This window comes from Enterobacter cloacae complex sp. P1B (genome assembly GCF_014982345.1).
GTDB classification, from domain to species: Bacteria; Pseudomonadota; Gammaproteobacteria; order Enterobacterales; family Enterobacteriaceae; genus Enterobacter; species Enterobacter bugandensis.
On record NZ_JADCLF010000006.1, the window covers coordinates 246,075 to 263,769 of the forward strand.

At 56.9% G+C, this 17,695-nt stretch carries 16 protein-coding genes and 1 tRNA gene; 5 read left to right on the plus strand and 12 right to left on the minus strand.

Annotated features, from left to right (window positions below; translation table 11 throughout):
• Positions 1-54: 54 nt before the first annotated feature.
• The 8 genes from citG to INF77_RS05890 are packed head-to-tail and all read right to left on the minus strand — an operon-like array spanning position 55 to position 7,363.
• On the minus strand, positions 55-858 hold the full coding sequence (gene citG, locus INF77_RS05855; protein WP_193532075.1) for a triphosphoribosyl-dephospho-CoA synthase CitG: 804 nt from the start codon (positions 856-858) through the stop codon (positions 55-57).
• Positions 836-1,375 (minus strand): citrate lyase holo-[acyl-carrier protein] synthase, encoded by a 540-nt coding sequence (gene citX, locus INF77_RS05860; protein WP_193532076.1) that lies wholly within the window; start codon positions 1,373-1,375, stop codon positions 836-838. The genes citG and citX overlap by 23 nt, the downstream gene beginning before the upstream one ends.
• Positions 1,372-2,895: a citrate lyase subunit alpha gene (citF, locus tag INF77_RS05865; protein WP_182034352.1), complete on the minus strand. Its 1,524-nt coding sequence runs from the start codon at positions 2,893-2,895 to the stop codon at positions 1,372-1,374. Before citF ends, citX begins: the two co-directional genes overlap by 4 nt.
• Before the next feature lie 10 nt (positions 2,896-2,905).
• Positions 2,906-3,781 carry a citrate (pro-3S)-lyase subunit beta gene (gene citE / locus INF77_RS05870; RefSeq protein WP_049138302.1) on the minus strand — a complete coding sequence of 292 codons (876 nt, stop codon included), beginning with the start codon at positions 3,779-3,781 and terminating at the stop codon, positions 2,906-2,908.
• Positions 3,778-4,071: a citrate lyase acyl carrier protein gene (gene citD, locus INF77_RS05875; RefSeq protein ID WP_028014384.1), complete on the minus strand. Its 294-nt coding sequence runs from the start codon at positions 4,069-4,071 to the stop codon at positions 3,778-3,780. The genes citE and citD overlap by 4 nt, the downstream gene beginning before the upstream one ends.
• A gap of 16 nt (positions 4,072-4,087) precedes the next feature.
• A complete protein-coding gene (citC, locus tag INF77_RS05880) occupies positions 4,088-5,110 on the minus strand; it encodes a [citrate (pro-3S)-lyase] ligase (protein WP_193360125.1) in 1,023 nt (340 codons plus the stop codon).
• A gap of 10 nt (positions 5,111-5,120) precedes the next feature.
• Positions 5,121-5,984 carry a fumarylacetoacetate hydrolase family protein gene (locus INF77_RS05885; RefSeq protein ID WP_193532077.1) on the minus strand — a complete coding sequence of 288 codons (864 nt, stop codon included), beginning with the start codon at positions 5,982-5,984 and terminating at the stop codon, positions 5,121-5,123.
• A 17-nt stretch (positions 5,985-6,001) separates the two neighbouring features.
• Entirely contained in the window at positions 6,002-7,363 is a 1,362-nt protein-coding gene (locus tag INF77_RS05890; protein ID WP_041908311.1) for a 2-hydroxycarboxylate transporter family protein, read from the minus strand.
• Positions 7,364-7,708: 345 nt separating this feature from the next.
• Between INF77_RS05890 and INF77_RS05895 the strand changes: the two genes are divergently transcribed.
• Both INF77_RS05895 and INF77_RS05900 read left to right on the plus strand, forming a co-directional pair.
• Positions 7,709-9,334: a sensor histidine kinase gene (locus tag INF77_RS05895; protein WP_041908310.1), complete on the plus strand. Its 1,626-nt coding sequence runs from the start codon at positions 7,709-7,711 to the stop codon at positions 9,332-9,334.
• Complete coding sequence (locus INF77_RS05900) at positions 9,324-10,016, plus strand: response regulator (RefSeq protein WP_047367414.1); 693 nt, start codon at positions 9,324-9,326, stop codon at positions 10,014-10,016. The genes INF77_RS05895 and INF77_RS05900 overlap by 11 nt, the downstream gene beginning before the upstream one ends.
• 44 nt (positions 10,017-10,060) lie before the next feature.
• On the opposite strand, the gene INF77_RS05905 is transcribed toward INF77_RS05900, so the two are convergent.
• Positions 10,061-12,199, minus strand: a complete 2,139-nt coding sequence (locus INF77_RS05905; RefSeq protein WP_193532078.1) for an ornithine decarboxylase — start codon at positions 12,197-12,199, stop codon at positions 10,061-10,063.
• A gap of 181 nt (positions 12,200-12,380) precedes the next feature.
• Here INF77_RS05905 and INF77_RS05910 point away from each other — a divergent pair, with 181 nt between their 5' ends.
• The 3 genes from INF77_RS05910 (at position 12,381) to INF77_RS05920 (ending at position 14,604) form a co-directional block, all read left to right on the plus strand.
• Entirely contained in the window at positions 12,381-13,094 is a 714-nt protein-coding gene (locus INF77_RS05910) for a DUF554 domain-containing protein (protein WP_193532079.1), read from the plus strand.
• Between the two features lie 95 nt (positions 13,095-13,189).
• A tRNA-Phe gene (locus INF77_RS05915) sits at positions 13,190-13,265 on the plus strand.
• Between the two features lie 520 nt (positions 13,266-13,785).
• Positions 13,786-14,604, plus strand: coding sequence for a DUF4225 domain-containing protein (locus tag INF77_RS05920; protein WP_047364562.1), 819 nt, complete (start codon positions 13,786-13,788; stop codon positions 14,602-14,604).
• Here INF77_RS05920 and INF77_RS05925 read toward each other — a convergent pair.
• From INF77_RS05925 to INF77_RS05935, 3 genes are all read right to left on the minus strand, one after another.
• Positions 14,582-14,908 carry a hypothetical protein gene (locus INF77_RS05925; protein WP_023298582.1) on the minus strand — a complete coding sequence of 109 codons (327 nt, stop codon included), beginning with the start codon at positions 14,906-14,908 and terminating at the stop codon, positions 14,582-14,584. The genes INF77_RS05920 and INF77_RS05925 overlap by 23 nt on opposite strands.
• Before the next feature lie 326 nt (positions 14,909-15,234).
• Entirely contained in the window at positions 15,235-17,022 is a 1,788-nt protein-coding gene (locus INF77_RS05930; RefSeq protein WP_047367408.1) for a hybrid sensor histidine kinase/response regulator, read from the minus strand.
• A complete protein-coding gene (locus INF77_RS05935; RefSeq protein ID WP_028014393.1) occupies positions 17,019-17,651 on the minus strand; it encodes a response regulator transcription factor in 633 nt (210 codons plus the stop codon). The genes INF77_RS05930 and INF77_RS05935 overlap by 4 nt, the downstream gene beginning before the upstream one ends.
• Between the last annotated feature and the right edge of the window lie 44 nt (positions 17,652-17,695).

Here is a 17,695-nt window from a genome sequence, read left to right on the forward strand (position 1 = left end):
TACCGGGCCTACAAAACCAGACCGTAGGCCGGGTAAGGCGTAGCCGCCACCCGGCTATTTTATTGCAGAGAGCACCCACCCCACCGACAGCAAATCCGCGCTGCCGCCCGGACTCAGGTTTCGTTCAATCAGTGCCTCATCCATCTTAAGCAACGCCTCGCGATCCCAGCCGTTAGCCAGCAGTTTCCGCGCATAGCCCTGAACGTAGCGCAGCCCCTGAATGCCGCCGCGTGACACGAGATTACTGTCCTGATTGACCGCCATCAGGCGCAACAGCAGGCCGTGAAGCGACTGTCCGTTCCACTGCCCCAGCGCCTTACGCACCGTCGCAAAGCCGCTCTCCGCCTCGCCTCGCGCCCCGGTTAAGCCGTACTGCTGAAACTGCCGCTCGCCCGCCGTCGCCTGCCCGCTGCGCGCTGCCAGTTCCCGCGACACCAGCCCGCGGCAGATGTTACTCACCTCACAACAGAGGCTGCTGGCGGAGGTATTTTTCACACGCCCGGCAGCGAAGCACAGCAGGCCGAGAGCAAAAATCCCACCCTTATGCGTGTTCACGCCGTTCGTCGCGGCGTACATCGCCTGCTCGCAGGCCATCCCCATCGGGCGGATAATCCGCAGCTGTGCGTCAGCGGGTTTATCCGCATGCGCGCTGCCCAGCTCGGCAAAGCGCGAAAACCACGGCGTAATTGCCGCGATGCTGCGGACAAACAGCGCGTGGTCCATATCGCGATGGGAACCGTTGTTGAGCTTGTCCACCAGCCCCGGCTTGGGCGTTAGCTCCAGCTCCTGCCACAGCGCTGCTTCGGCAAGCGCGGGCACATCAATCGGGCGCGGTTTAGTCGCGAGCAAACCAGTCATCGATCGTCTTCTCCACGCGGGAAATTACCTGCTCAACGGGGTGATTGCGCGAACGGGAGCAGGCATGCGCGGGCTCGTCGCAGATCAGACAGCGCCTGAGGTTTGCCCCCAGCGACTGACGCCCGACGTGGCCGTGCTGAGGGCAGATCACGTCCAGATCCCACAGCCTGCCGAGCGGGTGCGTCTGCTCCAGTTCCGCGCAGTGCGCTTTGATTTCCGCCGCCGCATGGGCGACGCACCACAAGGCTTCCGGTCCGGTGGGCAGCCACAGCACCTGCCGGTCCAGCACCTGCCAGCGGTTCTCCCACAGCAGCTGGTCGCACATCTGGAGCGCCACGCCCATGGTGTTGCGATAGCGCAGGCTGTCCTTGATTTCCCCTGGCGTGACCAGCGAGAGGGAGATCACCGGCTGTTTATAGTGCTCAAGCATGTCAGCCTGACGGGCTGCGCGACGCTCTTTCGCCGCCAGCAGTTCCTCCAGGCTGACACCCGCCCGCACGGGTGTCGCTAAAATCATACTGACTCCTTCACCTGTCGTACGGTATCGATCACGCTGCCGTCGCGGTAGCGGATCACCCCGACGATTTTATCTGTAAATTCAATCGGTTTCGGTACGCCGGTCAGGGAAATCGCCCGCTCATAGAGCGCGCTGATGTCCACTACCTTCAGCCCGGCCGCCAGCAGCCGCTCGCGGATCTCCGGGCGCGCCGGGTTGACCGCGATGCCGTGGTCGGTGACCAGCACGTCGATGCTTTCGCCCGGCGTGAGGCGCGTGGTGACGCGCTTCACGACCGTTGGAATGCGGCTGCGCAGCAGCGGCGCGACCACGATGGTCAGGTTGGCTGCCGCCGCCACGTCGCAGTGCCCGCCGGATGCGCCACGCATCACGCCGTCGGAGCCGGTGATGACGTTGACGTTGAAATCAACGTCAATTTCCAGGGCGCTGAGGATCACCACGTCGAGCTGGTCGCAGCTTGCCGCCTTGCTGCCGGGGTTGGCGTAGACGTTGGTAGAGATCTCTACGTGGTTCGGGTTGCGCGCCAGCGAAGCCGCCGCCTGGCCGTCAAAGCACTGGGTGTCGAGCAGCTTGTCGATAAGCCCCTTCTCGTGCAGATCCACCAGACTGCCGGTGATGCCGCCGAGCGCAAAGCGCGCCTTTACGCCGCTGCGCTCCATCTTCTCTTCCATAAAGCGGGTGCAGGCGGTGGCCGCCGCGCCGGAGCCGGTCTGCATCGAGAAGCCAGGCTTGAAGTAGCCGGAATGCTCGATCACGTCCGCCGCATAGCGGGCGATCATCAGCTCGCGCGGGTTGCTGGTGACGCGCGCCGCGCCGACGCTGATTTTCGCCGGGTCGCCCACGCTCTCCACCTGCACGATGTAGTCCACCTGGTCCTGCACCAGGCTGGCGGGCATATTCGGGAACGGCACCAGCTCTTCGGTCAGCAGCACCACCTTGCGGGCAAAGTGCGCGTCCACCATCGCGTAGCCGAGCGAGCCGCAGCACGATTTACCGTGCGTGCCGTTGGCATTGCCAAACGCATCGCTGCACGGCACGCCGAGAAACGCCACGTCGATATTCAGCTCGCCGTCCTGGAGCAGCTTCACGCGCCCACCGTGGGAGTGAATCTGTACCGGCTCGTCCATCAGCCCGTGGGAGATGGCGTCCGCCAGCCTGCCGCGCATGCCCGAGGTGTAAATCCGGGTGATGACGCCGCTTTCAATATGCTCGATCAGCGCGTCGTTGCAGGTCATCAGCGAGCTGGAGGCCAGCGTCAAATTTTTAAATCCCATCCGCGCCAGCAGCGCCACAACGGTGTTGATCACCCGGTCGCCTTCGCGAAAGGCATGGTGGAAGGAGATGGTCATCCCGTCCTGCAGGCCGCTGCGCGCTACGGCTTCTTCAAGGGAGGCACAGAGCTTGCGGTTGTGCTTCGCGTCACTGTCCGCCAGCCACGGCGTGGCGCTGTGGGCGGTATCAAAGGGCTTTAAGTCCCGCAGATGGGGGAAGTTTACGTGGAGAAGTTCAGTCTGATTCATTGTCTTATCCTTACCGACGCACGCCGGAAGCCGCCGCGCGCTCCAGCACCACCTGCGCGTGGTTAATAATTGGTGCATCCACCATTTTGCCGTTGAGCGACACCACGCCCAGGCCGTTACGCTCGCCCTCTTCTGCCGCTTCAATCACCCTTTTGGCGTGATCCACCTCTTCCTGCGTCGGTGCATAAGCGTTGTGCAGCAGGTCAATCTGGCGCGGGTTAATCAGCGATTTGCCGTTAAAGCCCATCTTGCGGATCAGATCGACCTCGCGAAGGAACCCGGCCTCGTCGTTAACGTCTGACCACACCACGTCGAAGGCGTCGATGCCCGCGGCGCGAGCGGCGTGCAGCACGGCGCAGCGGGCATAGAACAGCTCGGTGCCGTCGCCGCGCTCGGTCTGCATGTCCATCACGTAGTCAAAGGCGGCCAGCGCGATGCCGATGAGGCGCGGGGAGCTGCGGGCAATCGCCACGGCATTGATGACGCCAATGGCCGACTCAATCGCCGCCATCACGCGGGTGGAGCCGACCTCGCGGCCGCACTCGCGTTCAATGCGCTCAAGATGGCCCTCCAGCTCGTAGATATCATCCGGCGTGTCGGTTTTTGGCAGGCGGATCACGTCCACACCCGCGCGCACGGCGGCTTCCAGATCCAGCAGGCCAAACGGCGTGCTGAGCGGGTTAATGCGCACCACGGTTTCGATATCCTGATACATCGGGTGCTGTAGCGCGTGGAATACCAGCAGGCGCGCGGTGTCCTTCTCACGCAGGGCGACGGCGTCCTCAAGGTCAAACATGATGGAGTCGGGGCGGTAGATAAACGCGGTGGAAAGCATGGCGGCGTTGGCACCCGGCAGGAACAGCATGCTGCGGCGGAGCTTGCTCATTTCAGCGCCTCCCAGTTGATGGCCTGTTCATCGGCAGCACGCATCAGCGCGCTTTGCAGGCGGGCGCGAATAACACAGTCCAGCGCCCCTTTGTCTTCAATAATGATGAGCCCCTGGCGCACGTTCATGGCGCGCAGCGTGTCGTTGACCACCTGGCGAATTTGCTCGCCAAACTGCTTAATCACTTCACTGTGGATGACAATCTCCAGCTCGCCGTGAGCGGGGGCGATTTTCACCATCAGGTCGCTGGACTCCTGCGTTCCGGCCAGCGCCTCCCTTACAATATTCATGATAAATTCCTGATAGTTATGCGACTTCCGCACTCGCACGATAGTGTGTTTCGAGATGCGCGAAGGTGGAGTCCGGGACGATCTCCCGGATCCGGGAAAACTGCTGTGTCTTGAGTAAACGGCGCACTTCGGACGCCGAAATGGCGTTGCCGGTGGCCTTGATGCGCGGCATCTCCACCACCTCGATATGCGAAGCCAGCAGATCGTGCAGCGTCTGGTTGTACTGGCGGGTGATATCGCAAAAAGGCTCCGAGCCGATAAAGCGGTGCGTGATGCCGAGCGCCGGGGCGATGAAGTCCCGGAAGATCAGCACGTCGATCTCGCTCCACGCCTGCTGCACTTTGCCGGTCTCCTTCAGGAAGTAGGCCGGGAAGGTGGCGCGGGAGATGATGTACTGCGAGCCTTCATGCACCACCACGTTCGGCAGATGGGCTACGCCTGCGCGCACCATCTCGAGACGCGCGCTGAACGGGAAGAACGAGGCGTCTTCACGCACCACGAACAGATGCAGGGCATCGCACCGCTGCGCCGCCTGCTCCACCAGATGGCAGTGGCCGAGGGTGAACGGATTGGCGTTCATCACTATCGCGCCAGTTTTCTCCCCGCCCTTTCGCATCCGGCTTAAGGTACGGCAGTAGCGCGAGATCCCCTGCGGGGTGTTCTCCATCAGCACCGCGTTGTTCCCGCTCTGGGCAATTGGCCAGAAGCCGCTGCGGGCAAAGCGCTCCCGGTTGCACGGACGGGTGCAGAGGAAGAGGTGAAAATGGCCGCGCTCCAGCGCCGCATTTTCCACCTCTGCCAGCAGCCGCGCGCTGAGGTTTTCCCCACGAAGCTGCTCGTTGACCGCCACGCATTTGATGACGTTGCCGGCAAGTCCTGCGCAACCCACCAGCTGCGCGCCGGACCAGGCTTCGACAAACAGCGTGATGTCGTTGTCCAGGCCAAGGCCGCTGTCTGCCAGCAGGTAGCGGATCTGGCTTAAGCGTTCCGGGTGTTTCGCCACCAGCGTCTGGCGAAAATCGATGGGTTGACTGTTCATGCCGCCTTTCTCAGTGTGCCGCCGCAAGCCCGACGGCTGGCGCTTCAACAATCACGTTGCTCAGATGACCGATATGCTCGATCTCCACCTCAATGCGATCCCCCTCTTTCATAAACAGCGGCGGGTTACGCTTTTTACCCACGCCGCCCGGGGAGCCGGTGATGATCACGTCGCCCGGGCTTAAGCGGGTAAAGGTGCTGATGTACTCGATGAGCTCCGCGACCTTGTGGATCATGCTGCTGGTGTTGTCCTCCTGCACCATGCGGCCGTTAAGCCAGGTGCGGATCGCCAGGCTGTGCGGGTCCGGGATCTCATCCGCCGTCGCCATCCAGGGGCCAAACGCCCCGGTCTGACGCCAGTTTTTACCGGCGGTGAACCAGGTGTGCTGCCAGTCGCGGGCGGAGCCGTCCATGTAGCAGCTGTAGCCCGCCACGTGGCGCAGGGCGTCATCGCGGCTGATGTTCTCCCCACCCTTACCGATGATCACCGCCAGCTCGCCTTCGTAGTCGAATTCGCTGGAGTGGCGCGGCTTCAGCACCGGCTCGTTGTGGCCGGTCTGTGAGTCCGGGAAGCGGACAAACAGCGTTGGGGCCGGGTTGTGCTGGTCAAACTCCTTGCGCTTGTCGGCGTAGTTCATGCCCACGCAGAGGATTTTTTCCGGCTGCACGATCACCGGCAAGAAGGTGATGGCGCTCAGCGGTACATCCACCGCGTCGTTCAGGTAACGGGTGGCCAACGCCAGCCCGTTGCCCTGCAGCAGCGCCTTGAGGTCGCTGTAACGGTCGCCGAGACGGCGGCCTAAATCAATCACGCCCTCGGCCTGAACGATGCCGTAGCTGCGTTTTCCCTGGTATAAAAAGCTTGCGAGTTTCATTGTTTTTTCCTGAATACTTAGACGAGGAAGTTGCCCAGAATCAGCAGAGAGATTGAGACGTTAATCGCCCCGCCGATACGGGTAGCAATCTGGGCGAACGGCATCAGGCTCATGCGGTTGCCTGCGGTCAGGATCGCCACGTCGCCGGTACCGCCCTGTCCGCTCTGACAGCAGGAGACGATGGCGACATCAATCGGGTGCATACCGATCTTTTTGCCGACGAAGAACCCGGTCGCCACCAGCGCGGAGACGGTGCTGATAATCACCAGCAGGTTGGTCAGCGTGAAGGCGGCCACCAGTTCATGCCACGGGGTAATGGCCACGCCAACGGCGAAGAGGATCGGGTAGGTCACGGAGGTCTGGAAGAATTTGTACACCACCTGAGAGCCCTCCAACAGGCGCGGAGAGGCGCCGTTGCAGAGCTTCACCAGCACCGCCATAAACAGCATGCCGACCGGAGCAGGCAGGCCAATCAGCTTGTGGCCGAGCATCCCGAGCATATAGAGCAGCACCGCCAGCAGCGCGCCGGAGGCGATAGTCGTCACGTCCGCTTTACCGGAAAACGCAGGCTGAGAGACGGTGGCATCGGCATTCGCGCGGTTAGGCATCAGTTGGCCTTCACCGGTCAGGTGCGGGTAGCGTTTACCGAGCTGGTTCAGGCAGCCGGAGATGATGATTGCCGTCAGCCCGCCGAGCATGACCATCGGCAGCACGCGGCCGAGCGCTACGCCCTGGTCCATATGCAGCAGGGTGGCATAGCCGATGGAAAGCGGAATCGCCCCTTCCCCGACGCCGCCCGCCATGATCGGCAGAATGATAAAGAAGAAGATCTGGAACGGCTCCAGGCCCAGCGCCAACCCCACGCCCATGCCAACAATCATGCCGACGATTTCACCGCACAGCATCGGGAAGAAGATGCGCAGGAAGCCCTGAATCAGCACCGTGCGGTTCATGCTCATGATGCTGCCGACGATAATGCAGCAGATATAGAGGTAGAGAATGTTGGTGGATTTGTAGAATTTGGTCGTGGATTCCACCACCACGTCCGGCAGCAAACCGTAGTAGACCAGCGCGGAAGGGATAAAGGTGGCGCAAATCGCCGCCGCACCAAGCTTGCCGACAATCGGCAGGCGTTTGCCGAACTCACCGCAGGCAAAGCCGAAGAAGGCCAGCGTCGCCACCATCACCACGATATCGCTCGGCAGTTTTCCGCCCAGGCAATCAATCGCGATCAGCGCGCCCGCCAGAACGAACAGCGGCAGAGGAATAATCCCGATTTTCCAGGTATCCATAATATGCCACCACCGCTCCTTGAGGGATGGCCGCTGAATTTCAATCGGGTCGTGGGTAACAGAGAAAGAATCGTCAGTTGTGCTCATAATAAGCCCCTTAGTTATTTTGTGCGTTCAGCTTAGAGTCACAAAGGCCTACTTTATGTGAGGAATGGCATATTAAAAGCGAAGTTTTAATGGCAGCTATGGTTTTTATGGTTTCTTTTATTTAATGTGATTTATGCCTTATTTATTATCGTGGTTTTTATGGTTTCTTTTCTGAATTGAACGACCAAATAACATTTAACTTAGCAGCATGAAGATCTTAAGCCTTCTGGATAAATCATTTACAGCCCTTGCTGTGCAAGGGATCACAAGTTTCCCGCAAAGCGGACATCCGCATGAAAAAAGATGATATATTGACGATCTTTGCCGCTACTTTGCGTGATAGTTATGAAAGTCTCTTTCCAGATTAAGCTGTTTATTTCGCTCGTTGCCTTTTTCTCAGTGCTTTTTGTGCTGCTGGGCGGATATTATTATGCCGATGTCGGAAAACAGCTTTATCAGGAAATGAGTGCGCGCGCTAAAATACAGGCGGAAGAGATTGCGCTTATTCCATCATTGCGCACTGAAGTTGAACAAAAAGATATCAACGCCATTCATGATTTCATGCAGAAAATGGCCGCGCACAGCGACGCCAGCTTTATTGTCATTGGCGATAATACGGGACGGCATCTTTTTCACTCCGTCTTTGCCGACAGGGTGGGCACGACGCTGGTCGGCGGCGACAATGAAGCCGTATTGCAGGGGAAAAGCACGACAACCATACGTAAAGGCGGGTTGGGCATTTCACTGCGCAGTAAAGCGCCCATTTTCAACGACGCCGGGCAGGTGGTCGGCATTGTTTCAGTTGGCTATCTCACCAGCTACCTGGACACCATTACCGTCAGTAAAGTGGTCAATATCCTGATTGCCGCCGTGCTGCTGCTGATCGCCCTCTTTGTCTTCTCCTGGTTCTTTACCCGTAGTATTAAGAAGCAGATCTTCTCCCTGGAGCCACGAGAGATCGGCCTGCTGGTGCGCCAGCAAAAGGCGATGATGGAGTCCATCTACGAAGGCGTGATCGCCATTGATAACGAACGGCGCATAGAGGTGATCAACCAGGCGGCGCGCAAGCTGCTGGGCCTGAGCCAGCCGGCCCGGGAACTGCGCGGGCAACTGATAAGCCAGGTGATCGATCCGGTCCCGTTCTTCGACACGCAGACGATGCTGGCGAAAGATACCCATGACGAGATTTGCCGCTTTAACGATCTCACGGTGATTGCCAGCCGGGTACACATCATGCTTGAGGGGTCGCTGCAGGGCTGGGTGATCACCTTCCGCGATCGCAACGAGATCGACTCTCTCAGCAGCCAGCTCAGCCAGGTAAAACGCTACGTCGATAACCTGCGCATTATGCGTCATGAGCAGCTGAACCGGATGACCACCCTCTCCGGCCTGCTGCATATGGGCCGCTATGAAGAGGCCATTCGCTACATTCAGGCGCAGTCGGAGCATGCTCAGGAGCTGCTGGACTTTATCTCCTCCCGCTTTAGTTCCCCGACACTTTGCGGGCTGCTGCTGGGAAAAGCCGCCCGCGCGCGTGAGAAAGGCGTCGAGCTGAGTTTCGACCCGGCCTGTCGGCTGGACAAACCGTTCCTGCCGCTGGGAGAGCAAGAGCTGATTTCGATTATTGGCAACCTGCTGGATAACGCCATCGAAGCGACGCAGCGATCGCCGCTCCCGCATGCGCCAGTGGAAGTGCTGATAAAGCTCAGCGAGCAGGAGCTGATTATTGAAGTGGCCGACCAGGGCGTTGGCATTACCCCGGCGATCCGTGACCGGATATTTGAACGCGGCATCACCACCAAAACGCGGGGCGATCACGGGATTGGCCTGTATCTGATCGAAAGCTACGTCACGCAGGCTGGCGGCACAATAGAAGTTGCCGATAACATGCCGCACGGGACCATTTTCTCACTGTTTATCCCGGCCTCGGGAACCGTCCGGCAACTGGAAGATACCGACTATGCAACATGAACTTATCGACGTACTGATTGTTGAAGACGAGAACGAACTGGCACAGCTGCACGCGGAGCTTATCGGTAAACATCCGCGCCTGAGGCTGGTGGGGATAGCCGCGTCGTTGGCCGACGCGCAGCGACAGCTGGAGAGCAAACAGCCGAAGCTGATGCTGCTGGATAACTACCTGCCGGACGGCAAAGGCATCACCCTTATCAGCAACCCGATGCTGGCCCGCGCCAACTGCTCGGTGATTTTCATCACCGCCGCCAGCGATATGGACACCTGTAGCCAGGCCATTCGAAACGGCGCGTTTGACTATATCCTTAAGCCGGTCTCCTGGAAGCGGCTCAGCCAGTCGCTGGAGCGTTTTGTGCAGTTTGCAGAACAACAGCGGGTCTGGAAGATTGTCGACCAGCAGAACGTGGATTCACTCTATCAGTTACAGGCGAAAAACTATCGTCTGGACAACGGCAGTAAGGGAATAGAGGAGAACACGCTGGCGCGGGTGCAAACGCTGTTTAACAGCAAGGCGGCGCACTGCTTTACGGTGGATGAGGTGGTGAGCGAGACGGGACTGAGTAAAACCACCACCCGACGCTATCTGGAACACTGCGTGGAGGTGGGTTTTCTGACGGTGGAGATGCTGTACGGGAAGATTGGGCATCCGAGAAGGATGTACCGCCGCGCAGAAGCCTGACGAAGTATTATAGGCCCGGTAAGCTTGCGCCACCGGGCCTACGTTCAGACATTCAATACGTACCCATACAGCCGCTTAATCCCGTCCGCATCCTTCTCGCTGTAAACGCCCTGCAACTCCGGCGAGAAGCCCGGCAGCATATTAATGCCCTCTTCCAGCGCCAGGAAATAACGCTGTACCGCCCCGCCCCAGACTTCTCCCGGCACCACGCACAGCACGCCTGGCGGGTACGGCAGCGCACCTTCGGCGGCAATGCGCCCTTCAGCGTCACGAATACGCACCAGCTCCACGTTCCCGCGAATGTACTCCTGGTTGGCATCCTGCGGGTTCATCACTACGGCGGGCAGGCTCTCCCGGCGGAACATCGCCTTCTGTAGATCCTTCACGTTAAAGCTGACGTAGAGATCGTGCATCTCCTGGCACAGTTGACGGATCGTGTAGTCGCGGTAACGCACCGGGTATTTTTGGTAGATGGTCGGCAGCACGTCGGCGAGCGGCGTGTCGTCTTCAATATGCTGCTCAAACTGCCCCAGCATCGCCACCAGCTGCGCCAGCTTCTCGCTGCTTTCGGCAGGCGTCAGCAGGAACAGGATCGAGTTGAGGTCGCACTTCTCCGGCACGATGCCGTTTTCGCGCAGGTAGTGGGCGAGAATGGTCGCCGGAATGCCGAAATCGGTATAGTGACCTGTTTCTGCATCAATGCCCGGCGTGGTCAGCAGCAGCTTGCACGGGTCGACGAAATACTGCTCGCTCGCATAACCCTCAAACCCGTGCCATTTGGCCCCCGGCTCGAAGCTAAAGAAGCGACGCTCGCTCGCAATGACCTGCGTGGGGTGATCCTGCCATGGCCGCCCCGCCACCACCGGCGGGATAAACGGTTTGATCATATGGCAGTTGGCGATGATGGCCTTGCGCGCCTCAATGCCCAGCTCGACGCACTCCGCCCACAGCCTGCGCCCGCTCTCGCCCTCGTGAATTTTGGCGTTCACGTCCAGTGCCGCAAACAGCGGATAAAACGGGCTGGTGGAGGCGTGCAGCATAAACGCGTTGTTCAGCCGCTTGTGCGGACAGAAGCGCGCCTGACCGCGGATGTGGTTATCCTTTTTATGGATCTGCGACGTTTGCGAGAACCCGGCCTGCTGCTTGTGCACCGACTGGGTCACGAAAATACCCGGATCGTTCTCGTTAAGCTCCAGCAAGAGCGGGGACGTTTCCGCCATCATCGGAATAAACTGCTCGTAGCCCACCCACGCGGAGTCAAAAAGGATGTAGTCACACAGATGGCCGATCTTGTCGATCACCTGGCGGGCGTTGTAGATCGTCCCGTCGTAGGTGCCAAGCTGAATGATCGCCAGGCGGAACGGGCGGGACTCGTCGGCCTTTTCCGGCGCCGCCTCGCGGATCAGATCCCGCAGATACGCGTCATCAAAGCAGTGCTCGTCGATCCCGCCGATAAAGCCAAACGGATTGCGCGCCGCCTCAAGATACACCGGCGTGGCGCCCGCCTGGATCAGTGCGCCGTGGTGGTTAGATTTATGGTTGTTGCGGTCGAACAGCACCAGGTCACCGCGGGTCAGCAGCGCGTTGGTCACCACCTTGTTGGCCGCCGACGTGCCGTTCAGCACAAAGTAGGTTTTGTCCGCGTTGAATACTTTCGCCGCGAACTTTTGCGCGTGCTTGGCGGAGCCTTCATGGATCAGCAGATCGCCCAGCTTAACGTCGGCGTTGCACATGTCGGCGCGAAACACGTTCTCACCGAAGAAATCATAGAACTGTCGCCCTGCCGGGTGTTTTTTGAAAAAAGCCCCGTGCTGGTGACCCGGACAGGCGAAGGTGCTGTTGCCCATCTCTACATACTGGCTCAGGGTATCGAAAAAAGGCGGCAGCAATTCCTCTTCGTAACGGCAGGCGGCGCTCTCCAGTTCCAGAAACTCCTGAGCTTTACCCGAGATAATCGCCGTGACGCCATCAGGCACCTCTCCGGGCTCTTGCGAGAACATAAACACCGGTAGCTGAAAGCCCGTACGCTTCAGCAACGCGAGAATGCCGCTGTAGCTTTCAACAACGCTAATGACGACTGCCGCCACATCGGTGAAATCGGTGTTATCCAGCGTCACCTTTTCACGGTGCGTAGAAACTTTGGATACCAGCTCATGGCTGACGGCAATTTTCATGGTTTTCATAAGCGCAAATACCCTCACCGAGCGGTGAGACAGGGAGGAGAAAATTCGCGCAATCATGTCACTTTTTATTTTCACGCGCAAGAAGGAATCAGTATGCACGAAACCACCCAAAGCTAAGGCTCGCGCAGCCCTGACGTGCCATAATAATGCAATATCAATGAGTAAATAACAGGAGTTAACCGTGGTTATCGGGCCATTTATTAACGCCGGAGCCGTATTGCTGGGCGGCGTACTGGGCGCAGTGTTGAGTCAGCGGCTGCCGGAGCGTATCCGTTCATCCATGCCCTCTATATTCGGCCTGGCATCCTTAGGCATCGGCATCCTTTTAGTGATCAAATGCGCCAACCTGCCCGTCATGGTGCTGGCTACACTGCTCGGCGCACTGATTGGCGAGTTTTGCTATCTGGAAAAAGGCATCAATAGCGCGGTGGGCAAAGCCAAAAACCTGATTGCCCGACCGGGCAAGGCGAAACACGGCACGCACGAGTCGTTTATTCAGAACTACGTCGCCATCATTATTCTGTTTTGCGCAAGCGGCACCGGGATTTTCGGCTCGATGCAGGAAGGGATGACGGGCGACCCAAGCATATTGATTGCAAAAGCGTTTCTCGATTTCTTCACCGCCACCATTTTCGCCACCACGCTCGGCGTTGCCGTTGCGGCGATTTGCGTGCCGATGCTGCTGATTCAACTCGCGCTTGCCACCTGCGCCACCTTGATTCTCCCGCTGACCACGCCAGCGATGATGGCGGACTTCACCGCCGTCGGCGGCCTGCTGCTGCTGGCGACGGGCCTACGTATTTGCGGGATCAAAATGTTTGCCGTGGTGAATATACTGCCCGCATTACTGCTCGCCATGCCGCTCTCTGCGCTCTGGACTCACTTTTTCGCTTAAGATTGCGGCGAAATGGCGAGAGATTGCGCAGTCTGTAACGAAAACAACATTTTTCGTTGACGGCAACGGGCAGATCGGGTTTAATGCGCCCCGTTGCCCGGATAGCTCAGTCGGTAGAGCAGGGGATTGAAAATCCCCGTGTCCTTGGTTCGATTCCGAGTCCGGGCACCACTTATTTATAACCCTCGCTTCGGCGGGGGTTTTTGCTTTCTGAGTCAGCAACTCGTTGTTTGAACAGTAGTTACCACCCTTATCTTTCCTCCGGCCCCGCTTCCCGGTGGTACAACTGGCGTGTTTACCGCCTTTACCGCCACACAGAAGCAGAAAAACCTGACCTTAACCGATCTATTTGAGCATTACAAATGCACATATCAACTGGACAGAGCCCGACAGAGCGGCATCACGTATCCGTGATTACACCCCATCGGCTAACTGTTTTATTAGATTGATTGGTGGTAAATCCATCCGGGACATCCTGAAAAGTGACCTGTCGGCGTTCCGTACACTGCTGGAACAGGCCCAGGCTAACCGCAGTAAAGTAGGCCGAGGAACGAAGCTGTAAAAAGCGACTTCTACTTCAGACACCGTAACCACATTGCTACTATATTGTGTGTGCGTTGGCACGCATGGCTGTCAGGGGGGCGTTTATCAGTCTAAGCAGAGGCCGGTAAAGCAATTGAGAGGAACTACAATGGATGCAGCATTACTTAACATGATGCGCTCAGGTGGAAGAAATAAAGCCTGGGCGGAAACGATGGTGAATATGGAAGCCAGGAAATTGGTAAATACAGCCAACACTCTGTCGGCTTTTCATCTCAGCGATAGTTTGACTCGAATGAAGTTTGTTCAGGAAATTCGGGACCTCATAGAACATCAGTTTACGTTAGCTCGTCGGGCTAAATCAGATGAAGAATGCATGGAATGCGTTAAAATTCTCAGAGAAGAAAACAGTAACCTGCTGGAACAAGCGCGTTTATTAAGAACGAAGGCAGCGAAGCTTTACGCTAAAGTCGAGTTTATCCGAGAGAATAACAAAATTGTTGGGTATGTGATCTCGGCTGTTAGTGTTGTCCTGGCCGGTGCTGAAATAGCCGCAGGATTTACCCTCATAGGCACTATGACCCCTCTCGGGGTTCTTGCTGGTGCGATTCTGGTTACTGACGGGGCAAACAGCATCAGTAAAGAAGTGGCTCGCTACGCAACTAACAACACTACCAGTGAAGGGCTGGTCGCGAATGCCGCGATGTCTACAGCTGAGTTTATGGGCTTTAGTCGTGAGAATGGGTTAGGTGTCTACAAATCAATTTCACTGGCCGCTAATGCGTACACCATTTTTGGCTTGTTACGGCGACCTGGTACCTGGCGACTGTTTCGTTATCTCCCTGCTGACTATTACCGAAAGGTGAGCACACTGAGCCGCCCGCAGCTTACAATGAAAATAGCGGGTTATGGCGTGAAAGCTAAGATTATTTTTGATCTGTTGTCCGTCAGCGACCCGTCCCAGAATTAGTCAGCATTTTACGATAACGCCAGGATTTGTAGCCAAGTTTTGCTGGCGTTATATACCAGATGAAAGGTAGTACAATCAATAACGTGAGTGCAAGTGTCAGGCTTGTATCCTTGGATGCAAGTAAAAGAGTTAAAGCCAGTATGATGAAGGCAATAATAGTTATCCACTTCATAGCCTTAAAACGATTGGCCAGATCATGAGTTACGCTATCAAACGAACCACCGTAATTTTCAATATTGTTTTTTAGCTTTTGAAGATCTCGTTTGCTAAAACCTGATTTTAAAAGTGCCTCTTCGCTGGTCATTCTGTTATCCGTCCCATAACTCACTGAAACCTGTGACGAAGTTTAACTTAATTTGGCGGATAAATCGCTACCTGACGATATTCGTCAAATTTATATATATCAACGAGTTGAAGATATCTTAGAGTATACGCTCGAAAACTGACATTATTGCCCACTGCGGAACTTCGCTGGTAGCAACTCTAATGACTCCTTCGGGGCCGTTTCCAACATCTCCCGCCCTGCCCGGTAGAAGCAACATGCAGATCACCACAGGAGGCTGAATCATGCACGATGAAATCATTAATTAGGCCCTACAGTGAAGCGCAATGCTGCTATTATCTATTCCCCTATCCACGACATCCTGACCACTGCGTCAGCAGCGCATGCAGTTTAGCCGGCTCCAGAGGTTTGCGCAGCACCAGATACCCTTCCTGCTCCGCCTCCAGCAGAACAGGCGAATTAAATTCGCCGCTGACCATCGCGCCGCTCATGTCCGGCAGACGTTCAAAAAGCGCTTTCAGGATGTCGAAGCCGCTTTCGCCGGATCGCAGGCGCTGGTCGCACAGCACGGCGAACGGGGTGAAGCCGTCGTCGATGATGGCGAACGCTTCTTCAGCGGAGGCCGCGCAGCGCACGTTGATTCCCCAAACGCTCATCAGGCTCTCCCAGGCTGACGTCACCAGCGGGTCGTCATCGACGACCAGGCAAGAACCGCGCAGCGGCGCATAGCGTACCGGCGCAGAGGCGTTGTTATCGGCGGGCGGGATGTCCGTCGCGATCTCTTCGCCAGCATATTGAGTGAAGCGCATCCAGAAGCGTGAGCCTTTACCTTCTATGGATTGCATCCCGTACTTCACCTTCATCAGCCTGGCACAGCGGGCAACCACGGCGAGGCCCAGCCCGTGTCCGGCGCTGTCGATCTTCCAGGCCAGTTCGGGGCGGTAGTAAGGGGAGAAGATTTTACCTTTCTCGTCATCAGCGATACCGACACCTGTGTCCCACACCTCCACCAGGCACTCGTCACCGCGCGGTCGGATGGCAACCAGCACGCCGCCCTGCTGCGTGTAGCGAAGGGCGTTTTGAATCAGGTTAATCAGCGATTGTCGCACCAGCAGCGGGTCGCCCATCACGTGGATGCGGCGTTTGGGTCGACGGGTGGACAGCCTAAGTGCACGGCTGTTGGCCTCTTCGCGAAACAGCGTGATCACCGAGTCGAGCAGAGCGCCGATGTCCACTTTGGTAGGGGCAGTGAGCACTTTTCCGGATTCAATCTTGCTGAGGTCGAGCAGAGAATTGAACATCAAATGCACCGAGCGAACGCTCTGCTGCAGGTCAAGCAGCTGGGGCGTCAGGCTGTCGTCCCGGTTTCGGTGGATAATCGCTTCAATCAGAAAGCCCATGGCGTGTACCGGCTGACGCAGGTCGTGGCTGGCTGTCGTCAGGAACTGATTTTTATCCAGCAGCGCCTGCTCCGCTTCCTCTTTGGCCTGGCGAAACTGTTCTGCCAGGCGTGAGCTTTTTTCCTCAAGCAGCGCTTGCTGAATAAAGTACGCGTGCGACGTTAACGCATGGCGGTAAATGGCGAAGCCGTACAGCAGGTTCAGCATCAGCACAATGAATATCAGCTCGTCCAGCCGCCAGATGATGCCGATATTCAATACTCCCCAGGAGGCGAAGAAAAAGCACGTAAAAGTGCTGATGACTGGCGTCAGATGCGTCGCATTGGCGGCGACGATGGCGGCAATACTGATATTAAGGAGCAGGAAAAAGTCAAAGTTCTGCGTCTGCGGAGTAATTAAATAGAGAGATGAAATCCCCAGCCCGTGAATAAAAGCGATCTTATTTATGCGCGGAAGCCAGCGGCGCAGGACGTCCTCTTCATCATGCTCTTTCACTTCGCGCTGGTAGCGTCGGTGCAATATTCGGATTGCCACGGCACATAGCAGGTAAATAATTATCCAGATAATGGTTGGGCCAAGTTCATCGCCCAGCAAATAGATCCAGATGGCAAAAGGAATACCGACAAATGGCACCGCGCTAAAGCTGAACACCAGCCGCAAAAAAGTGTTGTTTAGCAAACGGATCTGCGCGGGAGATGAGATACCATCCTTCTGTAAACTCTGGAAAAACCTCATTCTGATGATTCCCGCTTGCCATGCAGAAGCGTGATGGCTTCGACCCGGCTGTTAACGCCTATCTTTTTCAATATATTGCTGATGTGTTCTTTGACCGTGGGCTCAGAAATTGAAAGCTGCGCGGCGATTCGTTTATTTGGCAGGCCGCGCATAATCATATTTAAAACGTCTATTTGTCGCGGCGTTAAGTTAAATTTACTTAACTTCTCATTATTCGATTCAACGGGAAAATCGTTTCTCTCAGGAAACCAGGTCAGATTATCAAGGAGTGCACAAACGGCCCGTGAGAACATTTCAGGCGGTTCGCTTTTCAATACAAAACCGTGTCCCCCGGCGGCGTGAACTTTCTGCCAGATGTCATTATTGTCGTCCCCGCTGACCACCAGGAACCGTACCTGTGGGTAATGTTGTTTTACTTCTTTGAGTAATTTCAGTGCCGTGCCGGACGAAAGCCAAAAATCGATGACCAGCAAACGCGGCGGGCCATTATCCCTAATTTGACGGTAGCAATCTTCCTCATTCGTCACCACGCTCGCCTGCTTAAACTGGCAATGTGAAATCAGAAAATTAGCGATGCCGCTTGCTACCAATGGATGGTCATCAACGACCAACGCATAATTCTGCCCCAAAGGATCCTCCTTTTACCTTCGCATATCTGAGTGTACAGATGAAT